This is a genomic window from Virgisporangium ochraceum, from assembly GCF_016863655.1.
GTDB lineage: Bacteria > Actinomycetota > Actinomycetes > Mycobacteriales > Micromonosporaceae > Virgisporangium > Virgisporangium ochraceum.
The window spans coordinates 246557-269012 of the sequence record NZ_BOPH01000088.1; the positions used below are offsets into that span (position 1 = coordinate 246557).

Consider the following 22456-nt stretch of genomic DNA (forward strand, 5'->3'; position numbering starts at 1 on the left):
AACCGTCCATCGGGTCAGGCGAGCAGGTCGGGTAGGGGGCGGCGGGGGGTCGGCAGGCCGGGTGACAGCGGGTATCCGATCCGCAGCACCATCTGGGCCACGTACCGGGTGCCGGTGTCCGACAGCAGTGACCGGAGGGCGGCGATCTCGGTGAGCTGGCTCATCGGGGTCATGGCCAGGCCGCGGACGGTGGCGGTCAGCCAGATCCGTTGCATGGCCTCACCGGCGCGGATCCAGTCGGCGGTCGTGTCGTCCGGCGTGAACAGCAGGACGAGGGTCGGGTCGGGCTCGAACTCCACCGTGGTGGCCGGAAGGCCGAGCCCGAGTCCGAGGTCGCGCAGGGGAAGTGCGGCGTCCCTGGCGCGCGGTCCGAGGACGTGCCGGGGCATTCCGTCGACGCGTCCGATGCCGGAGGTGTCGGTCCACGCCGCCAGTTCCCGCAGGTACGCCGGGTCCGACCGCATCCGCTTCTCCGCGGTGCGGGTCAGGCCGAGCACCGCGTCGCGCAGTTCCGGTCCGACGTCGAGGAGGCTGGCGCTCTCCGCGGCGGCGGCGCCGCGCAGCTCCTCCATCGTCCCGTACGGGATCCGGCGGTCGGAGAACGGCCGCCGGTTGGTGTGCCGGCGGGGGATCGCGGCGTGGAGGGCGAGGGCGGCACCGGACGGTTCCTCCGCGGCGCCGACGACGATCCTGGCGGCGACGTCGGGGTCCGGGTCCGGAACGCGGTGGACGCTCGTGCGGTAGCCCGCGGCGGCGAGCGCCACCCGCAGGTTGAACACGGCCGCTCCCACGCTGACGAACATCTCCCGGCCGTCGGGGTCGAGCACCGGCAGCCGCCGGGACCGGTCGGCGCGTACCTCGATCGAGGCACCGGTCAGAGCTCCGTCCGCTGCGTCGCTCACGCGGAACGACCACGGCTGGGTGTTGTGAATGGACGGAGCGGCGGCCGCAGCGCGCAGGCAGGCGGACAGCCCCTCGTTGGTCGTCAACTCCTCGGCTCTGCTCATGGGTCGAGCATGTCCGCCCACCGGCGCGGCCGGAAAAGGCGAACGGTGCGGATCCGCGGGACCTTGGACCCTTTCGGCGCTGCACCCGAACGGGCCCGTTGTCCGGGAGGTTCGGGACCTTGTGCCCGGGACCTCGACCGCCACCCGGCGCGACACTGTCCCTCGTCGTGTCCAGTGTGGACGGTGCCGAACGTGTCGCCAGGAAGGGGAGACCGGTGGGCAAGGAGTCCCGGAACAGGTCCCGTGAGGTCCGCCGCCGTGCCGAGGCCGCCGCCGCACGCCGCCGTCGCCTCCACCGGCGGCTGCTCGTCGTCGGCGGGGTGGTGATCGTCGGTCTGCTCGTCGCGATCGGCCTGAGTGTCGTGAAAGCCGCCCGCGACTCAGGGGACGACCCGGGCGCCACGGCCGCGTCGTCGGGTCCCGTGGTCGTTCCGTCGTCCGGCACGGCGGCCGGGGCCATCGTGACCGGAGCTGCGAACGCGCCGGCGACCGTCGCGGTGTATCTGGACTACCTGTGCCCGTACTGCGCCCGGTTCGAGAAGGCCAACGCGGGGGAGCTGGAGCGCCTGATCGCCGCAGGCACGGTGCGCCTGGAACTGCACCCGCTGGCGTTCCTGGACCGGTTGTCGGCGGGGACCCGGTACTCCACCCGCACCGCCAACGCCGTGGCGACCGTGGCCGACGCGGCACCCGACCGGGTACTGGCCTTCCACAAGGCGCTCTACGACCGGCAGCCGGCCGAGAACGGCCCGGGCCTGACCGACGACGAGATCGCCGCCGTGGCCGCCGGCGCCGGTGTCGACAAGTCGGTCACCGACCGGTTCCGGCTCGCGACGTTCGAGCCGTGGGTCACCGCCGGCACGCGGACGGCGGTCGACGGCGGTGTGTCCGGCACGCCGACCGTGCGGATCAACGGCAAGGCGTTCACCGGCGACCTCTACACCGCGGGCCCGCTGACGAAGGCGATCGAGACCGCGGCCGGCAAGCCGTGACCGACGTGCTGACCCGGCTGCGGACCGTCCGCCACCGCAACGGCTGGATCTTCGCGACGATGCTGGTGTCGTCGGTGTTGAGCCTGTTCGCCTCGTTCGTCCTGGCGATCGACGCCGTGCGGCTCGCGGCCGACCCGTCCGCGACGCTGTCGTGCAACATCAACGCGGTCATCAGCTGCGGCACCGTCGCCGGGTCGTGGCAGGCGCAGCTGTTCGGGTTCCCCAACGCGTTCCTGGGCATCGCGGCCGAGCCGGTCGTCATCACGATCGCGGTCGCGAGCCTCGGCGGCGTGCGGTTCCCGCGCTGGTTCATGCTGGCGGCACAGGTGGTCTACACGGCCGGGCTGGTGTTCGCCTACTGGCTGTTCTACGAGGCGATGTTCGACATCGGCGCGCTGTGCCCGTGGTGCCTGCTGGTCACCGTGTCGACCACGTTCGTGTTCACCAGCCTCACCCACGTGAACATCCGCGACGGCAACCTGTATCTGCCGTCGCGGATGCAGCGGGCGCTCACCTCGGCCATCGAGGCGGACCTCGACCTGATCGCCGTGACGATCTGGTTGCTGGTCCTCACGTTGGCGGTGGTGCTCAGGTACGGGGCGGCGCTGTTCGGGTGAGCTCGATACCGGCGAGGTGCTCGCCCCAGCGGGTCGCGCGGTCGGTCTCGCCGTCGGACATCGGGCCGGTCGTCCCGAGGACGATGAAGTTCTCCGCCGGCGCGACCGGACGGCAGCCGAGGCGGCGCAGGCGTTTGAGCGCCGACCGCGCCGCCGAGCCCGGCAGGTAGGCCTTCGGAATCTTGGTGTCGAACGTGGCGACGGCGCGGCCGCGCAGCGACGGACCGGCCGCCTCGATCCACTCGCGCAGCCCGCGACCGGGCGACACCAGCGGACCCTCGGACTGGTCGGCCGCCGACCTGCGGGTGCCGGGCCGGCTCATGCTGAACGCGTGCGTCGGGCCGCCGGCCACGACGAGGTCGACGCCGTCGTCGACCTCGTCGGGTGCGGCGCCCACCTCACGCAGGTCCACGGTCATGCGGGTCGCCAGACCGCTGGAGACGGCCTCGGCGACCGCCCGCGTGTTGCCGAACATCGACTCGTAGACCACCAGGGCGTGCATCGCTCACTCCTTCGGATCGTGCGGATGCACCACGAGGACCGGGCAGTCCGAGTGGTGGAGAACCTGCAGGCTCACGGAGCCGAGCAGCGTCTCGGCGACGCCGCCGTGGCCGCGCGAGCCCACGACGACCAGACCCGCGTTGCTGGACACGTCGACCAGCACGCGGGCGGCGGTGCCCTGTGCCACCAGGGTCTCGACCGTCACGCCGGGGAACTTGTCCCGCCACGGCTGTATCGCCCGGTCCAGCGCCGCCGCCTCGGCGTCGCGCAGGTCCGCGGGCTTGTAGGGCAGGACGGTCATGGCCATCGCTCCGTAGGCGGCCGGCAGGGTGAAGGCGTGGATCGCGATGACGGGGCAGTCGCGGCGCACGGCTTCCTCGAAGGCCGCGCCGATGGTGTGGTCGCTGTGCTCGGTGTGGTCGACGCCGACGACGACCGGTCCGGTCGCGGTGTCGACGGTTCCGCGCACGACGATCACCGGGTGACGCGCGTGCGTGGCGACCTTCTGGCTGACCGAGCCCAGGAGCAGGCTGCCGAAGCCGCCGCGGCCGCGGTTGCCGACAACGGTCAGCGCCGCCGACCGGCCGGCGTTGAGCAGCACCGGCGCCGGTTCGCCCAGGATGGCCGCCGTGGTGACGGGAACGTCCGGTGCGATCGGCCGGACCTCCTCGACGGCCTCGGCGAGGAGCTTCTCCTGGCGGTCGCGGACGGTCTCCTCCAGCACCTCGGCACCGCCGAACCGCGCGGCTCCCCAGTTGTAGTCGTAGGCGGTGACGACGTGGACCCGGCCGGACATGCGCCCGGCCTGAGCGACCCCGAACCGCAACGCGGCTCTGCTCTGCGCCGACCCGTCGAAGCCGACGACGATCTCGTTGGTGTGCATGGATCCTCCTTCGAGCGTGCCGGCACGGTGGCGCGGCCTGTCGGTTCGAGCGTCCCGCTGGCCGCCGGCGGGCAGGAGTGCCGCTGGTCATCGGTCGACGGGCCGAACGTCCCGTGGGACCTTCGACCCTGTGGGCGGAGTCGGCCGGAGCGTGTGGTGGAGGCGTGTCGACGACCGTGGGGTGAGCGATATGACCGCGCTGGATCCGGTGATCTCGGTGTCCGGACTGTTGAAGACGTTCGGAGCGACGCGGGCCCTCGACGGGCTCGACCTGGCGGTGGGCGCGGGGGAGGTCCACGGCTTCCTCGGGCCCAACGGCGCGGGGAAGACGACGACGATCCGCGTGCTGCTCGGCCTGCTGCGCCGCGACGGCGGGACGGCGCGGGTGCTCGACGGGGATCCGTGGCGCGACGCCGTGCGGCTGCACCGCCGGCTGGCCTACGTGCCCGGTGAGGTGAACCTGTGGCCGAACCTCACCGGCGGTGAGGTGATCGACCTGCTCGGCGCCCTGCGCGGCGGACTCGACCCGGCACGGCGCGGCGACCTGCTCGCCCGCTTCGACCTCGACCCGACCAAGCGGTGCCGGGCCTACTCGAAGGGCAACCGGCAGAAGGTGGCGCTGGTGGCGGCGTTCGCGTCCACTGTGGACCTGTACCTGCTCGACGAGCCGACCTCCGGCCTGGATCCGTTGATGGAGTCGGTGTTCCAGGAGGTGGTGCGGGAACGACGGTCGGCCGGCGCGACGGTGCTGTTGTCGAGCCACATCCTGTCGGAGGTGGAGGCGTTGTGCGACCGGGTCACGATCGTGCGCGCCGGACGCGCCGCCGAGACCGGCAGCTTCGCGGAGCTGCGGCACCTGACCCGCACCACGGTGGTGGTGGAGACGGACCTGCCCTGCGACGGGCTCGCCGGCCTGCCGGGGCTGCACGATGTACGCGTCGATGGCCGGCGGGCCCGGTTCAGCGTCGACCAGGGGGCGCTCGACGCGACGCTGCGGCAGCTGGCCTCGCTGGGCGTGCGGTCGCTGGTCACCTCTCCGCCGACGCTGGAGGAGCTGTTCCTGCGCCACTACGACGGCAGCGCGGTGGGTGCGTCATGAACACGGTGACGGGTTTCGTGGCGCTGTGCCGGCTCGCCGCCCGCCGCGACCGGTTCGTCCTTCCACTGTGGACCGTCGGGATGGCGGCGTTCACCGCCGCGACGACGGCCCTGTGGGCCAGGGACCTCGGCAACGCCGCCGACCTGGTCCGCGAGGCACGGCTCGCCGCGACCAGCCCCGGCATCCGGCTGCTGGGCCTGGCCTCGGGACCGGAGCTCGGCGCCTACGCCATGGTGCGCAACTTCGTGCTCCTCGCCGTGCTGGCGGCTCTCATGAGCGTGTTCGCCGTTGTCCGGCACACCAGGCAGGGCGAGGAGACCGGGCGGGCCGAACTCGTCGGCGCCGCGCCGGTCGGCAGGCACGCCGGCCTGGCCGCGGCCCTTGCGCTCACCGCCGCGGCCAACGTGGTGCTGGCGGTGCTGATCGCGCTGGCGCTGCTGCTCGCCGGCCAGCCGGCGGCCGGTTCGTTCGCCGCCGGTGCGGCGGTCGGCGGAGTGGGGGTCGTCTTCGCCGGCGTGGCCGCGGTCACCGTCCAACTGGCCGCCAGCACCCGGGCGGCGAGCGGGCTGGCCGCGGCCGTTCTCGGCGTGGCCTTCCTCGTCGCGGGTACCGCCAACATGGCCGGGCGGGTGGACCCGTCCGGGCTCCGCGTTGACAGCGCGTGGCCGGCGTGGCTCTCCCCGGTCGGCTGGGGACAGCAGATGCGGCCGTTCGGCGGCGACCGCTGGTGGCCCCTGGGCCTCTCGGTGGCGCTGTTCCTCGCGGCGTCCGGTGCCGCCGCGGTTCTGGCCGCCCGCCGCGACTTCGCCCTCGGTCTGCTGCCGCAGCGGCCGGGCCACGGACACGCGGGGTGGGCGCTGCGCGGTCCGGTCGGCCTGGCCTGGCGGCTCCAGCGCGGCCCGGTGCTCGGGTGGGCCGTGGGCATGCTCGGGTTCGGTCTCATCATGGGCGGCATGGTCGGGCAGGTCCGCGACGCGACCGGCAGTGCCCGTGACTGGTACGTGCAGATGGGTGGCAGCGAGCGGATCGTCGACGCCTACCGGGCGTCGGTCATGCTGATGGCCGGCGTCGCGGCGGCCATCTACGCGGTCCAGGTGCTGCTGCGGCTGCGCTCGGAGGAGGCGGACGGCCCGCTGGAACCGGTGCTGGCGACCGCGGTCGGCCGGGTGCGGTGGGCGGCGGCGCACCTGGGCGTGACGCTGCTCGGCACGACCGGGCTCGTGCTGCTGTTCGCGGTCGGCGCGGGTGCGGCCGCCACCGGGGTCGAGGGTGATCCGGTCGGCCAGCTCGCGCCGTTGCTGCGGGCCGGACTGGTCCAGCTGCCCGCGGTCGGCGTGCTCGCCGCGGCGGTGCTGGTGATCGTCGGCGTCGTGCCGCGTCACGCGGTCGCCGTGTCGTGGTCAATGCTCACGGCGGCGATCGTCCTGGGACCGCTGTTCGGCGCCACGCTCGGCGTGCCCGCCTGGGCCCGGGACCTGTCGCCGTTCAGCCACGTGCCGACCGTGCCGGCGGTGCCCGTCGACGCGGGTCAGGTCCTCGGGCTGGTGGCGGTCGCGGTGACGGCCGTGGTGGTCGGGTTCACCCGCCTACGGCATCGCGACCTGCACCTGCCGGTGTGAGGGCAGCGGCCTGCCGCGTACCGGTGGGTCCGTGGGGGTGAGCTCGGCGGCGATGGCGTCGGCCACCCGCCGCGTGGCGGCCGCCACCGCCGGCGACATTCCCTGGCCGTTGCCGACATCGCCGGTCTCCACCGCGAACACGAGCAGGCTGCCGGCGCCGGGTCGGGGCATGACCATCCGGTGGACGCGACCGGGATGACACGGCTGGACGCAGATGGGTTCGACCAGGATGGCCAGGTCGCGGTCGCGCCAGAAGTCGGCCGACGCGGTCGTCTCGGCGTCGCAGCTGACCAGCGTCACGTCGAGCCCGCGCCCGGCAAGATGCTGCAGGACCGCCGGTCCCACGCCGTTGTCGTGAAGGTTGGTGTCGCCGAGCGCCGCGACGAGTGGCCTCCCCGCGTGGTCGGGCGACGGTGGGCGGTGGTCAGCGCTGTCGAAGGTCGACATGATGTCTCCCGGTGTTCTCACAGGCCCGTGCGAACAGCACCGGGCAGAACGAGTGGTGCATCAGGTGCAGTCCCACCGGTCCCGACGAACCACCGGCGGGACCGCGGGGCGCGCGGGCCCCGAGCACGACGAGCCGCGCGTCCCGTGAGGCCGCCACCAGGTGCGCGGCCGGATCGCCGGACACGACCAGGATGTCGACGGGGACCTCGGGGTACTTGTCGACGAACGGTTCGAGCGCGCGTCGGGTGTCGGCGGCCAGGGCCGCCCGGACGGTGACCGCGATGTCGTCGGCGAACAGGGCCGTCCGGATCACCGTCACCGCACAGGACCGGGTCCCGGCGGACTCGAACGCCGCCAGCAGGGCCGATCCGGCCGCCGGGTGGCCGTCGTAGCCGACGGCGACGGGACCGGTCTCCGGCACCGTCCGGCCGCGGACGACCGCGACCGACGACCGGGCACGGGCGACCACCAGCCGTCCGGTCGGCCCGTCGCCGACCACAAGCAGGTCGTGAGGACCTGCGGCGGCCACCAGCGCCGCGGCCGCGGAGCCGGCACGCGCGTCACCGTCGACCGGGACGCCGGGAGCCAGCAGCCGTGCCTCGCCGGTGGCGGCGGCGACCAACCGGGCCGCGTCGCCGAGCGCCAGTGCCTCTGGATGGTCCGGACTGTGGCATGCGTCCGGGCGGGTCGCGTGGACGATCCGCAGCCGGCAGCGGCGACGCCCGGCCTCGGCCGCCGCCCATCGGAGGACCGGACCCCACCCGGCCGGTTCGCCGACACCGACGACGATCTGCGGCGGCCGCATGGACTCTCCGGCGACGTGACCGGTCATGGCGCGTGAACCACCGCGACCGGGCCGGCGCAGTGGTGCAGAACCTGATGGCTGACCGAGCCCAGGAGCAGGCCGGCGAAGCCTCCGTGCCCGCGCGACCCGACGACGGTCAACGACGCGCCCGCGGACGCCTCGATCAGCGCCGGCGCGGCCGGGCCGGCCACCAGACGCCGCTCGACGCTGACCTCCGTGCGGTCGAGGGGCAGGCATGCCAGGGCTCTGACGAGGACCTTCTCGCCGGCGGACCGGAACAGATCGCGGTCGTAGGTCAGCGGGACCACCGGACCCGGCCCGATCGGCTCCGGCCACGTCCAGGCGTGCACCGCGCACAGGTCCCGGTGATGCGCGGCCGCGAACGCGTAGCCGAACTCCAGCGCGCGTTGCGACGCCGGCGACCCGTCCACGCCGACGACGACCGGACCGCTCGGCGTGGCAGGGTCGCGCACGACGACCACCGGGCACCGCCCGTGCGAGGTGACCTGCGCGGCGACCGAACCCACCAGCAGACCGGCGAACCCGCCGATGCCCTTGCTACCGAGGACGACGAGCTCAGCTGTCCGGGAGGCGGTGAGCAGCGCCCGGCCCGGGAGGTCGGTGGAGATCTCGGTCGAGACGGGCACGTTGATGTCGACGCGTCCGGCCGCCTCGGCGAGGATCTTCTCCGCCATCAGGTAGACACCTTCCGGTGTGTCGACCGGCCGCGACAGCCGCGGGCCGTTCCCGCCGAAGGACAGGTCGACGAGCGACCATCCGCAGGCGTACAGCAGGTGGAGACGGCGGGGACGGGCGCGGACCTCCGCCACGGCCCAGTCGACCGCCTCCAGGCTCTGCGAGGACCCGTCGACACCGACGACGACGCGACCATCCATGGCGCACCTCCTTCAGCGGTCGTAGACCGCCGCAGACCGTGGCTACCGGGGGTCCGGGCCGGTCGCCGGTCGGATCCGGGCGTCCGGGCCGGGGGAGACGTAGGTTTCGTGACCGTCCGGCCACCTCACCCGGTAGGGCGGAGTGCCGTCGGCGTGGCCGATCTCGATGATGGTTCCGATCCGCTGTCCGTCTCCGACGTGCTGGCCTTCCAGCACGAGCGCGTCGCCCACCTTCGCTCTCATGGCAACCTCCCGGCGGTTGGGTGTGCCCCGAGGATCGCGCAGCGGACGGTGGTGCCACAGGGTCGGAAGTCCCGTTCGCGGGGCAGGCGGGACCTTGGACCCTGTCCGCGGTCCCGGGACGGTTCGACACTCGGGTCAGCGGGCGTGCCGGACACGCCCCGGGCTTGAGACGGGAGTCCGTGATGTCCAGGGCACTTTTCGAATCGTTTCCCGACACCGCGGAGGTTCTGCAGCGTCTGCGGCGCATCGAGGACCGCGTCGGTCGGATCGAGGCGGCACTGCCCCGTCCCGCCGCGCCGCCCGCTGCGAAGCCGGCCCCTCCCCGGCCGGCGGGCACCCGCCGGTGGGTGGAACTGGGAGCGCGGTTGGACGCGCTGGCGCTCAAGCTGAAGCTCCACTACGAGCAGGCCGGCGGTGACGGGATGCCGCGGGCGCTCGACGACCTCCGCGACAGCGTGCGCGAGGCGTTCACCGCCGCCGGGAACGCCATCGAGGACGACGCGGTCCGCGCCGACGTCCACGAGGTCGGCGTGATGGTCGCCGAGGCGGTGGCCGACGGGCTGTCCACGGTCGGCACCGACCTGCGCCACGCCGTGCGCCGCCAGTAGGAGGGCCTGAGGGCCGGGCGGGATGTGCGGTCGGGGCCGAAGGTCCCGGCGAGGGCGATGCCATCCGGCAGCGAACCACGGCACCACCGACCCTTTCACGACCACCGTCGATGCCCGACTCTGGGACTGCCGGTACAGCAGAGGACGCTGGAGGAGGCGATGGTCGTGACGGTGGTGATGGTGGCGGTAGCTGTGATACTGGTCGGGCCCGCGGTGATGGCGGGAATCCTGTTGGACCGTCGCCGGGATGGGCTGACCAGGGCCGAGCGCGACCGTTGGCGGTCGGTGACGCGGGGGCGAACGGCCGCCCGCCGACGACGCGACGAGGCGGCTCTGGTCGCCGGACTCACCGGCCGGGTGATGAGTCGGGCGGAGTACCGGCGCGAGATGTCGGACCTGGCGGCGGCGGACGCGACCCGCTGCCCGGTCCACGTTCCCCGGTTGGGAAAGCGCTGAACTCCGCACGCCCCGCCGGTCGCTCGTCGTGACACCTGGCACATTCCCTGGAAAAGCGTCGGCCCGGCCGATGGCAGGGTATGACAACGTCCGCGCCCGTCGGATCGGGCACCCGTCGAGTCCACGTCGGCCGGCAGCCGATCTTCAACAGGGCCGGTCACGTCGTCGCGTACGAACTGTTGTTCCGTGGCCAGTGGGACTCCGTCGAGGCGCAGCGCCGCGACACGTTCGCGACCAGTCAGGTCATCGTCAACGCGTTCACCGAGTTCGGGATCGGCGCGGTCGCCGGTGACCTGCCCTGCTTCATCAACCTCACGCGGGAGTTCTGCGTCGGCGACCTCGCGTTGCCGTTCGGACCCGACCGCGCGGTGCTGGAGATCCTCGAGACCATGGAGGTCGACGACGAGGTTCTCGCCGGTGTCACGCGGCTGGCCGAGGCGGGCTACAAGATCGCTTTGGACGACTTCGCGTGGGGACAGGGCCACGAGAAGCTCCTCGACGTCGCGTCGTACGTCAAGATCGATTTCCTCGCCGACCACCCGACGGGCATCGAGCGCGTCATCGCCGACTGCCGCCGGCGCGGCCGTGTGAGCATCGTCGCCGAGAAGCTGGAGACCGACGCCCATCTGGCTCTCGCCGACGCGTACGGGTGCGAGCTGCGGCAGGGCTATCGGTTGAGCCGTCCGCAGGTGCTCACGGCGGCGAGCCTCAACCCCTCCCGGCTGCGCCGGCTGGAGCTGATCGCCGAGCTGAGCTCGGCAGAGGCCGAGGTCGAGCGGGTCCTGTCCGTCATCGCGAACGACCCGGCGCTGTCGATGGGGATCCTGCGCGCGTGCAACTCGGCGGCGGCGGGCGTGCTCACGCCGGTCTCGTCGGTGCGACAGGCCGTGGTGATGCTCGGCCTCACCCAGATCCGGCAGTGGGCCATGCTGATGATCCTCGACGGCGTGACCTCCGCGAGCGACGAACAGCTGACGATGACCCTGGCGCACGCCCGCCTGTGCCAGTACTTCGCGGCCGCCTTCGAGGTGTCCGACGACGCCGCGTTCATCGCCGGGCTCATCAGCGGCGTGGCCGAGCTGTTCGACCAGCCCTCCGCCACGGTCGCGGCCCAGCTTCCGCTGTCGGGCGAGATCAGCGCCGCGCTCACCGACGGGGGTGGTCGGCTCGGCTCACTGCTCGGCGTCGTGCACGCCTACGAACACGGCGAACCCACCGACTACCGGATCACCGACCCGGTCCGCGCGTTCTTCGAGGCGCTGCAGTGGTCGACCCGCATGGTGCGGTCCACCCGCGGCTGAGACGCGGCCGGCGCCCGGTGCGACGCCGGCCCGTCGCGCGGTCAGCGACTGATCGCGACCTTCAGCGCGCCGGTCTCGCCGGCGCGGCTGAAGACGTCGTAGGCGTCGAGGATGTGGTCCAGGTCGAAGCGGTGCGTCACGAACCGTCCGGAGTCCAGCTGACGCGCGGAGACCAGGCGCAGCAGCGTCGGCGTGGAGTAGGTGTCGACGAGGCCCGTGGTGATGGTGACGTTGCGGATCCAGAGGTCCTCCAGGTGCAGCGTCGCCGCCCGCCCGTGGACGCCGACGTTCGCGACGTGACCGCCCGGCCGCACCAGCCGGGTGCACAGTTCGAACGTCTCGGGCACCCCGACCGCCTCGATCGCCACATCGGCGCCGAGACCACCGGTGAGGTCCAGGATCCGGGCGACGGGATCGTCCTCGCGGTTGTTCACGGTGACGTCGGCACCGAACTGCTTCGCGAGGTCGAGCCGTCCACCGGCCATGTCGATGGCGACGACGTGGCTGGGGGAGTGCAGCCGCGCACCGACCGCCGCCGCCAGGCCGATCGGCCCGGCACCGACGATCGCCACCGTGTCGCCCGGCCGCACGGTGCCGTTGAGCACGCCGACCTCGTAGCCCGTGGGCAGGATGTCGGCGAGCATGAGCACCTCCTCGTCGCTGACGCCGGCCGGCACGGCGTAGGTGGAGTTGTCGGCGAACGGAACGCGGACGTACTCGGCCTGCGTCCCGTCGATGCGGTGGCCGAGGATCCAGCCGCCTCCGCCGAGGCACTGGCCGTAGCTGCCGTCACGGCAGAACCGGCACCGGCCGCACGCGGTGATGCAGGAGACCAGCACGCGGTCGCCCGGCTTCACCGAGGCGACCGACGGGCCGACGGCGGTCACCGTGCCAACGGCCTCGTGGCCGAGGATCCGGCCGTCGGTGACCGCCGGGACGTCGCCCTTGAGGATGTGCAGATCGGTTCCGCAGATGGTCACCGTGTCGACGCGCACGACCGCGTCGGTGTCGGCCTCGACGAGGGGGTCGGGCACCTCCTCCCACTCCTTGCTTCCCGGACCGTGATACACGAGAGCACGCATCGTCGGCTCCTTCCCTGGGGATCCTTCGACCGTCGCTCCGCCCCGGCGGGCCGGACAGGGCCGAAGGACCCTGGTCCGACGATGGGTCGAAGGTCCTGCCGATCACCGCATTTGTGCTCTGCACAGGGGTGTGGCCGGTCCACGAAGCTCTTGGTGAGCCGGTGAGCAGACACCGGACCATCTGACAGGAGCCCCACCATGAAGCGCAGGACGATCGATGTCATCGTCAGCCTCGGCGCAGTCGTCCTCGCCGGGCTGCTGCTGATCGCCGGAATCGTGCTCACCTCCAACGCCAACTTCGCCAACGACTACGTCAAGACCCAGCTCTCGCAGCAGAACATCACGTTCAAGACCGCTGACACCCTCACCGAGGAGGAGCGCAAGTCGGCGTGCCTGGTCAAGTACGCCGGGCAGAAGCTGACGACCGGCAAGCAGGCCGAGTGCTACGCCAACGAGTTCATCGGCCTTCACCTGAAGTCGACCGCCGACGGCAAGACCTACGCCGAGCTCGGTGCGGTGCAGACCGACCTGCGGGCGAAGATCGCCACCGCGCAGAAGAACAACGACCCGGCGCTGGCGGACCTGCAGAAGCAGCTGACCGACGTGAACCAGCAGCGGGAGACGGTGTTCAAGGGTGAGACGCTGCGCGGGCTGCTGCTGACCTCGTACGGCTTCAGCGAGTTCGGTGCCAAGGCCGCACAGGCCGCGCTGGTCGCCTACCTGGCCGCCGCGCTGATGCTGATCCTCGGACTCGCCGGCCTCGTCCACGCCTTCCTTACCCCGAAGACGGCGGGCTTCGCGGTTCCCGAGCCGAAGAAGGAACTCGTCGACGCCTGACGCCACACCGCATCCACCACCCGCTGACCGGGGTCCTGAGGACCCCGGTCAGCGGGCGTTCCGGGCATGCGCACCGCCGATTGGCTTCGCGTCCAGATCATGGGCGAGGATCATCATCGGTGGCGGACCAGTGCCACGCCGTCATGGTGGTGGAGGGCCCCGGCGGCGGTGAAGGCGATCCAGCCGCCGCGGGTGAGGACGAGTTCGATGAGCTCGTCCACGGCGTCGTCGATGACGTCCGGATGTTCGACGTCGTCGGCCGGGATGAGGGTGTCGCCGTCGTCGCTGAGGCGGGCCGGGTAGTAGAGGGACTCGTCGACGGCGAGCATCTCCGGCCTGCTGGTTCGGGCGGCCAGCCAGGCGGCGGGCATTCCGGACGAGACCCGGCCCGCGGCGGCCCGCCGGTCGACGAGCGCGAGCGCCTCGTGCTGGCGGCGGTGCAGGTACGCGTCCAGGGTGGCGCGGATGCGTTCGGCGAGTTCGGGGGTCGGGCTGGAGGTGAGGTTGCCACGGACGGTTCCGGCCAACCGCGCGCAGTTGGTGGAGATGCGCCGGAACGCGGCGGTGGTTCGGTCGTCGCCGACGAGCACCAGCGGTGCCGGGTGCAACCGCGCGTAGGAGCCGAGCGCGGCGTCGACCCGGCGGTAGAAGTCGAGGCTGTCGGAGTGGCTGTCGTCGGTGCGTGCGGGCCGGTCACCGCGGCCGCGTCCTCGTGCGGGCGGCCGACGTTCGGCGTCCATGGGGAAGGCGGTCGTCAGCGCGGGCAGGAGCGTGTCGGCGGCGGCGTCGAACAGGCGGGCGTGGCTGGTGTTGAGGGCCAGGACGAGATGGCGGGGTGTGCGGTGCAGGGCCCGGACGAGGTCGCGGGTGGCGAAGGTCGGGTCGACCACGGCGCGGTCGCGCACCGAAATGGGTAGGCGGATGAGGGCGTCTGTGGATGCGCAGGCGTAGAGGGCCAGGGCGCGTCCGGCGCGTCCGGTCCGGGCCTGGCGGATCACCGCGTCGAGACGGCGGATCGCCGGTGCCGCCGCCGCGGGTTGCAGCTCGTCGCGGACGCGGTCGACGGCACGACCGGCGAGGGCTTCCAACCGGAGCGCGTCCGCATGTGTCAGCTGGGCAGCGGGTGTGGTGGTGAGCAGGATCGAGATGGCGGGGTACTCGCGGACGCTCTGCAGGGCGGTGACCTGTGCCGGAGCCGGCACGTCACCACGCGCGGAGACGGCGGGGTGCATCGCGGTCTTTCCTTTCTCCCGTCCGGCGGTGGTGGGCCGGTGCGGCGGGTCGGGTCGTCAGCCGGTGGTCGCGGCCGGTGGTGGCGTGGGCGTGTGCGGGTGGTCGCCGTTGCGGGCGTTGATGGGGTGCAGGCCGTGGACCGGTGGCTCGAGCGGTCCGGCGACCACGACCGTGGCACCGACGCGAAGCGCCAACCGGTAGACGGCGACCGCCGGTGGTTGATCGGACCGGTGGGTGGAAGACAGGGCGAGAGACGTCACGAGTACACGGGTGTTGGCGCGGCGCAGGATCGGTTCGACGCGTGCGGTGATGGCGGCGGACTCCTCGGCGATGCGTCGGGCCCGGACCCGGTGCAGCAACGGGTTGAGGCTGAAGCGGGTCTGTCGCACGGCGGCGGCCGCGACGATCGGGACGGCTGCGCGGGCGGCGAGGTCGGCCGCGTGCCGGGCGACGGCGAGGTCGGTGTGGCTGTCGGTGAAGACGGCCAGGATCCGGCCGGTCCCCGGGCTCCGCCCGCGAACGTGGTAGCTGATGACCGCGGCTGGTCGACGGGTGTGCATGTCACGCGTCCTTTCCAGATCGATGGGGTTCGTGGTCAGGCGGAGCGCCACGTGTGTTGGGCGACGGCGGCCATGCCGGCGCCCCACAGGGTGCCGCCGACGACGCCGGCGGCCGGCACCAGCCACCACGCACCGGGGGTGAACAGGGCGAGCAGCGCACCGACCAGCAGCCCGAACCAGGCGCCGCTGCCGGCGCCGGCGAGCGCGGCCCGGGGCGTGGTCATCCGGCCCAGTACGGACTCGACCAGGCGCAGGTCGGTTCCCACGATCGTGGCGTGCTGAACGGGGAAGCCGTGGTCGGAGAGGTAGTCGACCGCCCGTTGTGCGTCGGTGTAGGTGCCGTAGGTCCCGACGGTGGCGGTCGGCACGGAGACGGGATCGGCGGGCAGCAGCAGTTGGATGGTCACCGGAGGTCCCTTCGTCAGGTGTCGGCGGTCGGGGTGGTGCGGGTCGGTTCCAGCTGCGGCGGGCGCGGGTCCGTGGTGTCGTTGTCGGTGGTCGAACGCGACGCCAGCAGGCTCCACACGATCGAGGCGGCCAGGGTGCTGACGATGACCCCGAGGGTCAGCGGGATGGGCAGCTTGCCGACGGGGGTTTCGGACAGGATCAGCTTGACCCCGGCGAAGCCGAGCAGGACCGCCAGCCCGTAGTGCAGTTTGGTGAAGCGGCGCAGGAGCCCGGCGAGGCAGAAGTAGAGGCTGCGCAGGCCGAGCACGGCGAACGCGTTGGCGGTCCAGACGATGAAGGTGCTGGTGGTGATCGCCAGGATCGCGGCGACGGAGTCGATGGCGAAGATCAGGTCGGTCACCTCGACGGCGATCAGCACGATGAACAGGAGAGTGGCCACGCGTCGGCCGCCGATGCGGGTGACGAACCTGTCGCCGTGGTACCTGGCGTCGGTGGGGATGATCCGGCGGACCAGCCGGACCAGGGGGTTGCGTTCGGGATGGATCTCCTCGTCGTGCTTGAACGCCATCTTGTAGCCGGTGTAGATGAGGAACGCGCCGAAGAGGTAGGCGGTCCAGAAGAAGGTCTTCAGGAGTTCGGCGCCGACGAAGATGAAGACGAGCCGGAACACCAATGCGCCGATCACGCCCCAGAACAGGACCTTGTGCTGGTAGGCGGCCGGCACCGCGAAGTAGGTGAAGACCATGGCGAAGACGAAGACGTTGTCGACCGACAGCGCCTTCTCGATGAGGTAGCCGGCGTAGTAGGCGCCGGCGGCATCGTCGCCCTGCCAGAGCCAGAGCAGGCCGCCGAAGGCGAGGCCGGCGGCGATCCAGATGCCGGACCATGCCGCGGCCTCGCGGAAGCCGATGACGTGGTTGTCGCGGTGCAGGAACAGGTCGACGGCCAGCATGGCGGCGATGGCTGCGGTCAGCGCCAGCCACGCCCACACCGGAACGGTCATCGCCAACTGATCCACGCTCGGGCACTCCCATCGGTCGATGAACGGGTACGTATCGGGCTGCCTCAACATTCGCATGAAGACAAATGCGCGTCAACAGATGCACGAAATGAGTTTCCTGTGTATGTTCTCGGGAATCCGGTAACATACGCAATCGTCGGACGTCAGAGGAGGGGACAGCCATGCCTACGTCGCGTGAGGACGAAGCACCGTCCATCGACGGCCGAGGCTGGACGTTCCTGACCAACCACGCCCATGTGCTGCTGGTCGTCGCCCGCGACCACACCGCGCGCATCCGCGACATCGCCGCGGTCGTGGGAATCACCGAGCGGGCCGCGCAGGCCATCGTCGCCGATCTGGAAGCGGGGGGTTACCTCACCCGCAACAGGGTCGGGCGCCGCAACGAGTACACCGTCAACCCGCAGGGCCCGTTCCGGCACCCCGTCGAGGCCGGCCACCAGATCGGCGACCTCATCGACCTCTTCGCCAACGAGCCCGTCCGCCTCGCTACCTGATTGCTGTCACACCGCCGACGAGGCGGCCACCGCGCCCGTGCCACCGGCCCCGTCGTCGCCGGCCCCGTCGTCGCCGGCCGTCGCGTGCCCGACTTGTCCGTCACCGCATCGAAGGAGGCCCGGTGTCGACCACCCCGTGCACCCCGCAGGAGGCCTTGGACGAACTGCTGGCCGGCAACCGGCGTTTCCTCACCGGGCGGCGCCTGCACCCCAACCAGGACGCCGACCGGCGGGCCGAGCTGGCGCACGGCCAGCGTCCGTTCGCCGCGGTGTTCGGATGCTCCGACTCCCGGCTCGCCGCGGAGATCGTCTTCGATCGCGGGCTCGGTGACCTCTTCGTGGTCCGCAGCGCCGGACACATCGCCGGACCGGAGATCGTGGCCAGCCTCGTGTACGCCGTCACCGTTCTGAAGACGCCGCTGATCGCCGTGCTCGGTCACGACTCGTGCGGCGCCGTCGGTGCCGCCCACTCGCTGAGCGACATCAAACACGGCGATCCCGCGCTCATGCCCATCATCGGGCGGCTCGCGCCGGTGGTGGCCGAGGCCAGGCGGTCGGGCGTCAACTCCCCGGACGCGGTCAGCGAACTGCACGTCCGGCGCACGGTCGAGCACCTCCGGCGACACGAGGCGGTGGTCGCGGCGATCGACGCCGGCGTATGCCGGGTGGAGGGCATGTTCTACCACCTCGCGGAGGGGCGTGTCCGGGTCGTCGACGCGCCCTGACGCGCCACCGGGCGCCACCGGGTCCCACTGTCCGCGTCGCGGCGTCGGTTCAGGTGCCGGCTTCGCGGACCACCACCACCGGGCACGGGGCGTGCTGGACGCAGTGCTGGCTCACCGAGCCGAGTAGTGCGCCGACGAACCCGCCGTGGCCGCGGCTGCCGACGACCAACGCGTCGGCGCCGCGGGCGGCCCGGATGAGGACCGCGGCGGGGTGGCCGCGCACGACCCGAGCCCGCACGGTGGCGGACGGGTGCTCGCCGCACACCTCGGACACGCTGGTCACGAGCACCTTCTCGGCTTCCTTCTCCAACTGGTCCGGGTGGACGAACACCGGCGCCATGTCGAAGGTCACCGGCAGCTCCCACGCGTGGACCGCGTCCACGACGGCTCCGGTGAGGTGGGCCTGCCGCACCGCCCACGCGAGTGCGCGCCTGGAGGCCGCCGACCCGTCCACGCCGGCGACGATCCGTCGGGTCCTTCCGCTCTCCGCCATGCTCCTACCGTCGCGCGGTACGCCGGTGGCCGGCGGTGCCGATGGACCTGTGACGCCGGGCCGGTCGGCCCGATCCGGGCGGTCGTGCGGAGTCACGGGTCGAACATGGTGGGGACGCGCCGGTTGTCCAGGTCGTCGAACCGCCAGGACAGCTTGTCGGTGACGCTGACGACGCCATCGACTCCGCGCGCCAGCCGAACGGCTATCTGCGCGGTGCTGCGCCGGTCGGAACGGCCCGTCATCGTGACGCGGCCCTCCTCGACGGTGACGGTGATGTCGGCCGGGTCGACCCACATGGTGCGGAGCAGGACGTCGTCGACGATCTCCCGACGGATCTCGGAGTCGGGCCGGAGGTAACGGCGCAGCAGGTCGCGCCGCGCCACGATACCGACGAGGTGCCCCGTCGTCCCGTCGACGACCGGCAGCCGCTTGACGTGGTGCTGCTCCATGAGCCGGGCGGCCGCGCCGATCGACGCGTCCGGTGCGACCGTGACGACCGGGCTCGTCATCAGGTCCCGCGCGGTCTCACCGGCCGCCTTCTGCCGCGAGCTGCGGTGGGACCGGCGCTCGAACAGGCGTGCCGGTTCGACCGCGCCGCCGAACTCCACCTTGTGCAGCAGGTCGGCTTCGGACACCACACCGATCACGACGCCGTCGTCCACCACCGGTACCGCGCTGACCTTGAAGTCGGCGAGGACGTCGACGATGTGCTTGAAGCCGCAGTCCGGCGCCACGACGACGACCTCGGGCGTCATGACGTCCTTCACGTGTTGTCCGTTCATCGGGGCCACCCCTTTCCTCTGCCTCGACGGTCGCGTGGAACCGCTGTTTCCACACGGGCCGGACGTCATCTCCGCGCGGGCCGGCCGGCCCGCGCCGCGGCCCGATCGGCACGACGGGACAACCGGGGCCTTTGGACGGTCGTCGGGGGAGTCGTTGGACCCTCGCCGGCCCGGCCGCCGGAGGCGACCCTCGACCTGAACCGAGCACATCGGGGGTGACATGCCCACCATTCGCGAACTGCTCAACCGCTTCCGGCCGGCAGGCACTCCCGGAGCGGCGGCCGGGGCGGCGGTGCCCGCGGACCGTGCCGCGGAGCTCGCGGCCGAGCTCGCTCCGGTGTTCGTCGCGCTCGCGCCGGCAACCGCCAAGGCCGCGGAGATCCGGTCGGCCGCGGTCTCCCGGGCCGAGGCCCGCCGTGCCGACGCCGCCGCGACGGCGGCGCGGATCCTGGCCGACGCCCGCCGGTCCGTCGACGTCGAACGGGCAGCCGGGTTCTCCGAGGCCCGTGACGGGGTGGCCGAGGCGGCGACGGCGCTGGCAATCGAAGGGCGGCAGGCGGCGGACGCCACCGCGGAGCTGGTGCGGCAACGGCTGCCCGGCTGTGTGGAGCGGGTGGTCGGGTCGGCGCTCGACGAGGCCGGTGTCCGATGAGCACATCAGCGTGGATCGCCGGAAGCGTGCGGGCACGCGCCCTCGTGCGGCGGCGTATCGGTGCGGCCGCGGCCCGTCGGATCGCCGCCGCTCCGACGGCGGCGGCAGCCGTGCACCTGCTCGCGGACACGCCCTACGGCCGCGATGTCCACAGTGGACAGGATCCGGACACCGCCGAACGGGCACTCACCGCCACGGTGCTCTGGCACCTGCGGGTGCTCGCCGGCTGGCTTCCACCGGGCGGCGTCGAGCCACTGCGTGCGCTCGCGTCCTGGTACGAGGTGGTGAACATCGACGAGCATGTCCGCCGGCTCACCGGCCGGCCGACCGGCCCGCCGTACCGGCTCGGTGCGTTGTCCACCGCGTGGGGCCGGGTGTCCGCGACCGACTCGCTGGAGGCGGTGCGCGCCACGCTGGCCGCGTCGTCGTGGGGCGACCCGGGCGCCGCGCAACCGCGCGACATCGCCCTCGGGATCCGGATCGGCTGGGCCGAGCGGGTGGTGCGGGTCGTGCCCGCCGCCGAGGCGTGGGTGGCCGGCGCCGTCGCGCTGCTCGCCGCCCGTGAGGCGGTCGCCGGGTCGGTGCTTCCCGCCGCGCTGATCCGGCGGCTCGAGGCGTTGCTGGGAAAGGGCACGACGCCGACGGGTCCGGTCGGGGCGTTGGTCGCGGCGCTGCCGGCCCGCGGGGCCTGGGTGTTCGCCGACGGACCGGAGCCGGACCGGTGGTGGCGGGCCGAGGCCCGCTGGTGGCACCGGATCGAGCGGGACGGGCTGGCGATGCTGACCCGGCACCGGTTCGGTCTGCCGGTGGTGGTCGGCGCGACCGCCGTCCTGACCGCCGATGCGTGGCGGACGCGGGCGGCCCTGGTGTGCGCGGCCCGCGGCGGACAGGTGGAGGTGTTCGATGAGCTTGCGTGAGCGTCTGACGCCGGTCCGCATGGCGCGGGTCGCGATCGTCGCCCCGGACGGCGACGCGCTGCGCGACGTGCTCGTCCAGGTGGCCGACGACGGATCGGTGGACCTGGACGACCCGGTGGACGGTCAGCAGGCCGCGACCGGCGCGGAGGCCGAGGTCCGCCTCGCGATGACCGCCCCGGCCGACCTGGACGCGCTCGCCGACGCCGGCCGCGGGGACCTCGTCGCCGGAGAGCGGGAGCTGCGCCGTCGGGCGTCCGGCGCCGTCCGCCGCGACGGTATCGCCGCACTGGCCGGGTGGTGCCCCGCGGACGCAATCGGACCGCTGGCCGCCCGGCTCGGGCCGGCCGGTGGGGCGCTGGTGCCGTTGCCGGCGCCACGGGGTGTCAGCCCGCCGACGATGCTGCGCTCCGGCACCCGGGTGCGCCGTGCGTTCGCTCCGCTGGTGCAGGCGTACGGAACCGTGCCGTACGCGGACGTCGATCCGACCGTGCTGGCCGGCATCGCCTACGTCGTCATGTTCGGCATGATGTTCGCCGACGCGGGCCACGGCCTGGTGCTGCTGGCCGCGGCCGCGCTCGTGCGGGCCGGCCGGCCCCGGCGGATCGCCCGGCTGCGCCAGGCGTGGCCGTTCCTGGCCGGTGCGGGCCTCGCCAGCGCCTGCTTCGGGTTCCTGTTCGGTGAGTTCTTCGGCCCCACCGGCGTCCTGCCGGTGCGCTGGCTGGATCCGCTGGAGGAACCGGTACCCCTGCTGGCCGCCGGAATCGGGCTCGGCGCGGTGCTGCTGGCGGGCGCGTACGTCCTCGGTGTGGTCAACCGGTGGCGTGAGGGCACGGGACGCCTCGCCCTGTACGCCCCGACCGGCCTGGCCGGGGCCGCGCTGTTCGTGGGCCTCGGCCTCCTGGCCGCAGGCGTCTACGCCGGCGCGGCCGTGGCGGTTCTGGTCGGCGGTGGGGTCGCGTTCACCGGCCTCGTGCTGGCCGGCGTCGGGCTGTTCGTCGCGTCGGGCGGCGGCGCCACCGGCGCGGTGGAGACCGCCATCCACCTGGTCGACCTGGTGATCCGGCTCGGGGCGAACGTGGTCTCGTTCACGCGGCTGGCCGCGTTCGGCCTCACCCACGCCGCGCTCGGTGGCCTGGTGTGGAGCGCGACCACCGCGCTGTGGTCGGCGGGCGGCTGGAGTCCGGTGCTGGCGGTCGTCGTGCTGGTCGTCGGCAACGCGGTCACGTTCGGCCTGGAGGCCCTCGTCGCCGGGATCCAGGCGCTGCGCCTGGAGTACTACGAGCTGTTCTCACGGGTGTTCGCGGCGGAGGGGCGGCCGTTCCGGCCGTGGCACCTGCCCGTCGTCACCGAGGAGGGTGTGTCATGACCGTCTGGTTGGCTCTGCTTCCGGTCGTGGTCCCGACGATGGTGGGCGGATGGTGGCTGGCCCGCCGCCGCCCTCGCGCCGTCGCGCGGGTCGCGCTCGCCGTCAACGGTGTGCTGGTGGTGGCCGCGGCCGTGGCGGTGGTGCTGGCCGTCACGGCCGCCCCGGCGGCGGCGGCGCCGACGACCGACACCGGCGGGGGAGGATGGGCGGCCCTGCTCGGCGCCGCGATCGCGGTCGCCGGGTCGTCGATCGGGTCGGCGATCGCGGTCGCGTACACCGGCGCCGCCGCCCTGGCCGCGATGAGTGAGCGGCCGGAGCTGTTCGGCCGCGCCATGGTGATCGTCGGACTGGCCGAGGGCATCGCGATCTACGGGCTGATCATCGCGATCATCCTGATCGGAAGGGCGTGACC

The 22456-nt window shown here is 72.8% G+C and carries 27 protein-coding genes; 13 read left to right on the forward strand and 14 right to left on the reverse strand.

Annotation, left to right across the window (positions count from 1 at the left end):
• Positions 1-14 precede the first annotated feature (14 nt).
• The gene (locus tag Voc01_RS32215; RefSeq protein WP_203931376.1) at positions 15-1007 is read right to left on the reverse strand and encodes an Acg family FMN-binding oxidoreductase; all 993 of its coding nucleotides are present in this window, start codon (positions 1005-1007) and stop codon (positions 15-17) included.
• Positions 1008-1222: 215 nt separating this feature from the next.
• Here Voc01_RS32215 and Voc01_RS32220 point away from each other — a divergent pair, with 215 nt between their 5' ends.
• Together Voc01_RS32220 and Voc01_RS32225 are read left to right on the forward strand one after the other, a co-directional pair.
• Positions 1223-1999: a DsbA family protein gene (locus tag Voc01_RS32220; RefSeq protein WP_203931377.1), complete on the forward strand. Its 777-nt coding sequence runs from the start codon at positions 1223-1225 to the stop codon at positions 1997-1999.
• Positions 1996-2616 (forward strand): vitamin K epoxide reductase family protein, encoded by a 621-nt coding sequence (locus Voc01_RS32225; RefSeq protein WP_203931378.1) that lies wholly within the window; start codon positions 1996-1998, stop codon positions 2614-2616. Before Voc01_RS32220 ends, Voc01_RS32225 begins: the two co-directional genes overlap by 4 nt.
• On the opposite strand, the gene Voc01_RS32230 is transcribed toward Voc01_RS32225, so the two are convergent.
• Both Voc01_RS32230 and Voc01_RS32235 read right to left on the reverse strand, forming a co-directional pair.
• Positions 2588-3118 carry a flavodoxin family protein gene (locus Voc01_RS32230; protein WP_203931379.1) on the reverse strand — a complete coding sequence of 177 codons (531 nt, stop codon included), beginning with the start codon at positions 3116-3118 and terminating at the stop codon, positions 2588-2590. The two genes, Voc01_RS32225 and Voc01_RS32230, sit on opposite strands and share 29 nt — an antisense overlap.
• A gap of 3 nt (positions 3119-3121) precedes the next feature.
• Complete coding sequence (locus Voc01_RS32235) at positions 3122-4000, reverse strand: universal stress protein (protein ID WP_203931380.1); 879 nt, start codon at positions 3998-4000, stop codon at positions 3122-3124.
• 190 nt (positions 4001-4190) lie between these two features.
• On the opposite strand from Voc01_RS32235, the gene Voc01_RS32240 reads away from it, so the two are divergent.
• Entirely contained in the window at positions 4191-5099 is a 909-nt protein-coding gene (locus Voc01_RS32240; RefSeq protein WP_203931381.1) for an ABC transporter ATP-binding protein, read from the forward strand.
• Positions 5096-6718, forward strand: a complete 1623-nt coding sequence (locus tag Voc01_RS32245) for an ABC transporter permease (RefSeq protein WP_203931382.1) — start codon at positions 5096-5098, stop codon at positions 6716-6718. The genes Voc01_RS32240 and Voc01_RS32245 overlap by 4 nt, the downstream gene beginning before the upstream one ends.
• Here Voc01_RS32245 and Voc01_RS32250 read toward each other — a convergent pair.
• The 4 genes from Voc01_RS32250 to Voc01_RS32265 are packed head-to-tail and all read right to left on the reverse strand — an operon-like array spanning position 6686 to position 9109.
• Positions 6686-7165, reverse strand: a complete 480-nt coding sequence (locus Voc01_RS32250) for a hypothetical protein (protein WP_203931383.1) — start codon at positions 7163-7165, stop codon at positions 6686-6688. The genes Voc01_RS32245 and Voc01_RS32250 overlap by 33 nt on opposite strands.
• Positions 7143-7997, reverse strand: a complete 855-nt coding sequence (locus Voc01_RS32255) for a universal stress protein (protein ID WP_203931384.1) — start codon at positions 7995-7997, stop codon at positions 7143-7145. Before Voc01_RS32255 ends, Voc01_RS32250 begins: the two co-directional genes overlap by 23 nt.
• Complete coding sequence (locus Voc01_RS53350) at positions 7994-8866, reverse strand: universal stress protein (RefSeq protein ID WP_239160619.1); 873 nt, start codon at positions 8864-8866, stop codon at positions 7994-7996. The genes Voc01_RS32255 and Voc01_RS53350 overlap by 4 nt, the downstream gene beginning before the upstream one ends.
• A 42-nt stretch (positions 8867-8908) precedes the next feature.
• Positions 8909-9109 carry a DUF1918 domain-containing protein gene (locus Voc01_RS32265; protein WP_203931385.1) on the reverse strand — a complete coding sequence of 67 codons (201 nt, stop codon included), beginning with the start codon at positions 9107-9109 and terminating at the stop codon, positions 8909-8911.
• A gap of 182 nt (positions 9110-9291) precedes the next feature.
• Here Voc01_RS32265 and Voc01_RS32270 point away from each other — a divergent pair, with 182 nt between their 5' ends.
• Both Voc01_RS32270 and Voc01_RS32275 read left to right on the forward strand, forming a co-directional pair.
• Positions 9292-9717, forward strand: a complete 426-nt coding sequence (locus tag Voc01_RS32270) for a hypothetical protein (RefSeq protein ID WP_203931386.1) — start codon at positions 9292-9294, stop codon at positions 9715-9717.
• A gap of 536 nt (positions 9718-10253) precedes the next feature.
• On the forward strand, positions 10254-11474 hold the full coding sequence (locus Voc01_RS32275) for an EAL and HDOD domain-containing protein (RefSeq protein ID WP_203931387.1): 1221 nt from the start codon (positions 10254-10256) through the stop codon (positions 11472-11474).
• Between the two features lie 41 nt (positions 11475-11515).
• Here Voc01_RS32275 and Voc01_RS32280 read toward each other — a convergent pair whose 3' ends face one another.
• Positions 11516-12556 carry a zinc-dependent alcohol dehydrogenase family protein gene (locus Voc01_RS32280; protein WP_203931388.1) on the reverse strand — a complete coding sequence of 347 codons (1041 nt, stop codon included), beginning with the start codon at positions 12554-12556 and terminating at the stop codon, positions 11516-11518.
• A gap of 198 nt (positions 12557-12754) precedes the next feature.
• On the opposite strand from Voc01_RS32280, the gene Voc01_RS32285 reads away from it, so the two are divergent.
• Positions 12755-13393: a hypothetical protein gene (locus tag Voc01_RS32285; RefSeq protein ID WP_203931389.1), complete on the forward strand. Its 639-nt coding sequence runs from the start codon at positions 12755-12757 to the stop codon at positions 13391-13393.
• A 113-nt stretch (positions 13394-13506) separates the two neighbouring features.
• On the opposite strand, the gene Voc01_RS32290 is transcribed toward Voc01_RS32285, so the two are convergent.
• The 4 genes from Voc01_RS32290 to Voc01_RS32305 are packed head-to-tail and all read right to left on the reverse strand — an operon-like array spanning position 13507 to position 16597.
• Entirely contained in the window at positions 13507-14625 is a 1119-nt protein-coding gene (locus tag Voc01_RS32290; RefSeq protein WP_203931390.1) for a baeRF3 domain-containing protein, read from the reverse strand.
• A gap of 57 nt (positions 14626-14682) precedes the next feature.
• A complete protein-coding gene (locus Voc01_RS32295) occupies positions 14683-15186 on the reverse strand; it encodes a hypothetical protein (RefSeq protein ID WP_203931391.1) in 504 nt (167 codons plus the stop codon).
• Between the two features lie 35 nt (positions 15187-15221).
• Complete coding sequence (locus tag Voc01_RS32300) at positions 15222-15593, reverse strand: YflT domain-containing protein (RefSeq protein WP_203931392.1); 372 nt, start codon at positions 15591-15593, stop codon at positions 15222-15224.
• 14 nt (positions 15594-15607) lie between these two features.
• Positions 15608-16597, reverse strand: a complete 990-nt coding sequence (locus tag Voc01_RS32305; RefSeq protein WP_203931582.1) for a TerC family protein — start codon at positions 16595-16597, stop codon at positions 15608-15610.
• Positions 16598-16776: 179 nt separating this feature from the next.
• On the opposite strand from Voc01_RS32305, the gene Voc01_RS32310 reads away from it, so the two are divergent.
• Positions 16777-17109 carry a helix-turn-helix transcriptional regulator gene (locus Voc01_RS32310; protein ID WP_203931393.1) on the forward strand — a complete coding sequence of 111 codons (333 nt, stop codon included), beginning with the start codon at positions 16777-16779 and terminating at the stop codon, positions 17107-17109.
• Between the two features lie 122 nt (positions 17110-17231).
• Positions 17232-17834 (forward strand): carbonic anhydrase, encoded by a 603-nt coding sequence (locus Voc01_RS32315; RefSeq protein ID WP_203931394.1) that lies wholly within the window; start codon positions 17232-17234, stop codon positions 17832-17834.
• Between the two features lie 49 nt (positions 17835-17883).
• On the opposite strand, the gene Voc01_RS32320 is transcribed toward Voc01_RS32315, so the two are convergent.
• On the reverse strand, positions 17884-18327 hold the full coding sequence (locus Voc01_RS32320; RefSeq protein WP_203931395.1) for a universal stress protein: 444 nt from the start codon (positions 18325-18327) through the stop codon (positions 17884-17886).
• Positions 18328-18419: 92 nt separating this feature from the next.
• Positions 18420-19109 carry a CBS domain-containing protein gene (locus tag Voc01_RS32325; protein WP_203931396.1) on the reverse strand — a complete coding sequence of 230 codons (690 nt, stop codon included), beginning with the start codon at positions 19107-19109 and terminating at the stop codon, positions 18420-18422.
• Positions 19110-19329: 220 nt separating this feature from the next.
• Here Voc01_RS32325 and Voc01_RS32330 point away from each other — a divergent pair, with 220 nt between their 5' ends.
• From Voc01_RS32330 to Voc01_RS32345, 4 genes are read left to right on the forward strand one after another with little or no spacing between them, the layout of a single operon-like run.
• Positions 19330-19761, forward strand: coding sequence for a hypothetical protein (locus Voc01_RS32330; RefSeq protein ID WP_203931397.1), 432 nt, complete (start codon positions 19330-19332; stop codon positions 19759-19761).
• A complete protein-coding gene (locus Voc01_RS32335; protein WP_203931398.1) occupies positions 19758-20678 on the forward strand; it encodes a hypothetical protein in 921 nt (306 codons plus the stop codon). Before Voc01_RS32330 ends, Voc01_RS32335 begins: the two co-directional genes overlap by 4 nt.
• Positions 20665-22044 carry a V-type ATPase 116kDa subunit family protein gene (locus Voc01_RS32340; protein WP_203931399.1) on the forward strand — a complete coding sequence of 460 codons (1380 nt, stop codon included), beginning with the start codon at positions 20665-20667 and terminating at the stop codon, positions 22042-22044. The genes Voc01_RS32335 and Voc01_RS32340 overlap by 14 nt, the downstream gene beginning before the upstream one ends.
• Positions 22041-22454: an ATP synthase subunit C gene (locus Voc01_RS32345; protein WP_203931400.1), complete on the forward strand. Its 414-nt coding sequence runs from the start codon at positions 22041-22043 to the stop codon at positions 22452-22454. The genes Voc01_RS32340 and Voc01_RS32345 overlap by 4 nt, the downstream gene beginning before the upstream one ends.
• Positions 22455-22456 lie beyond the last annotated feature (2 nt).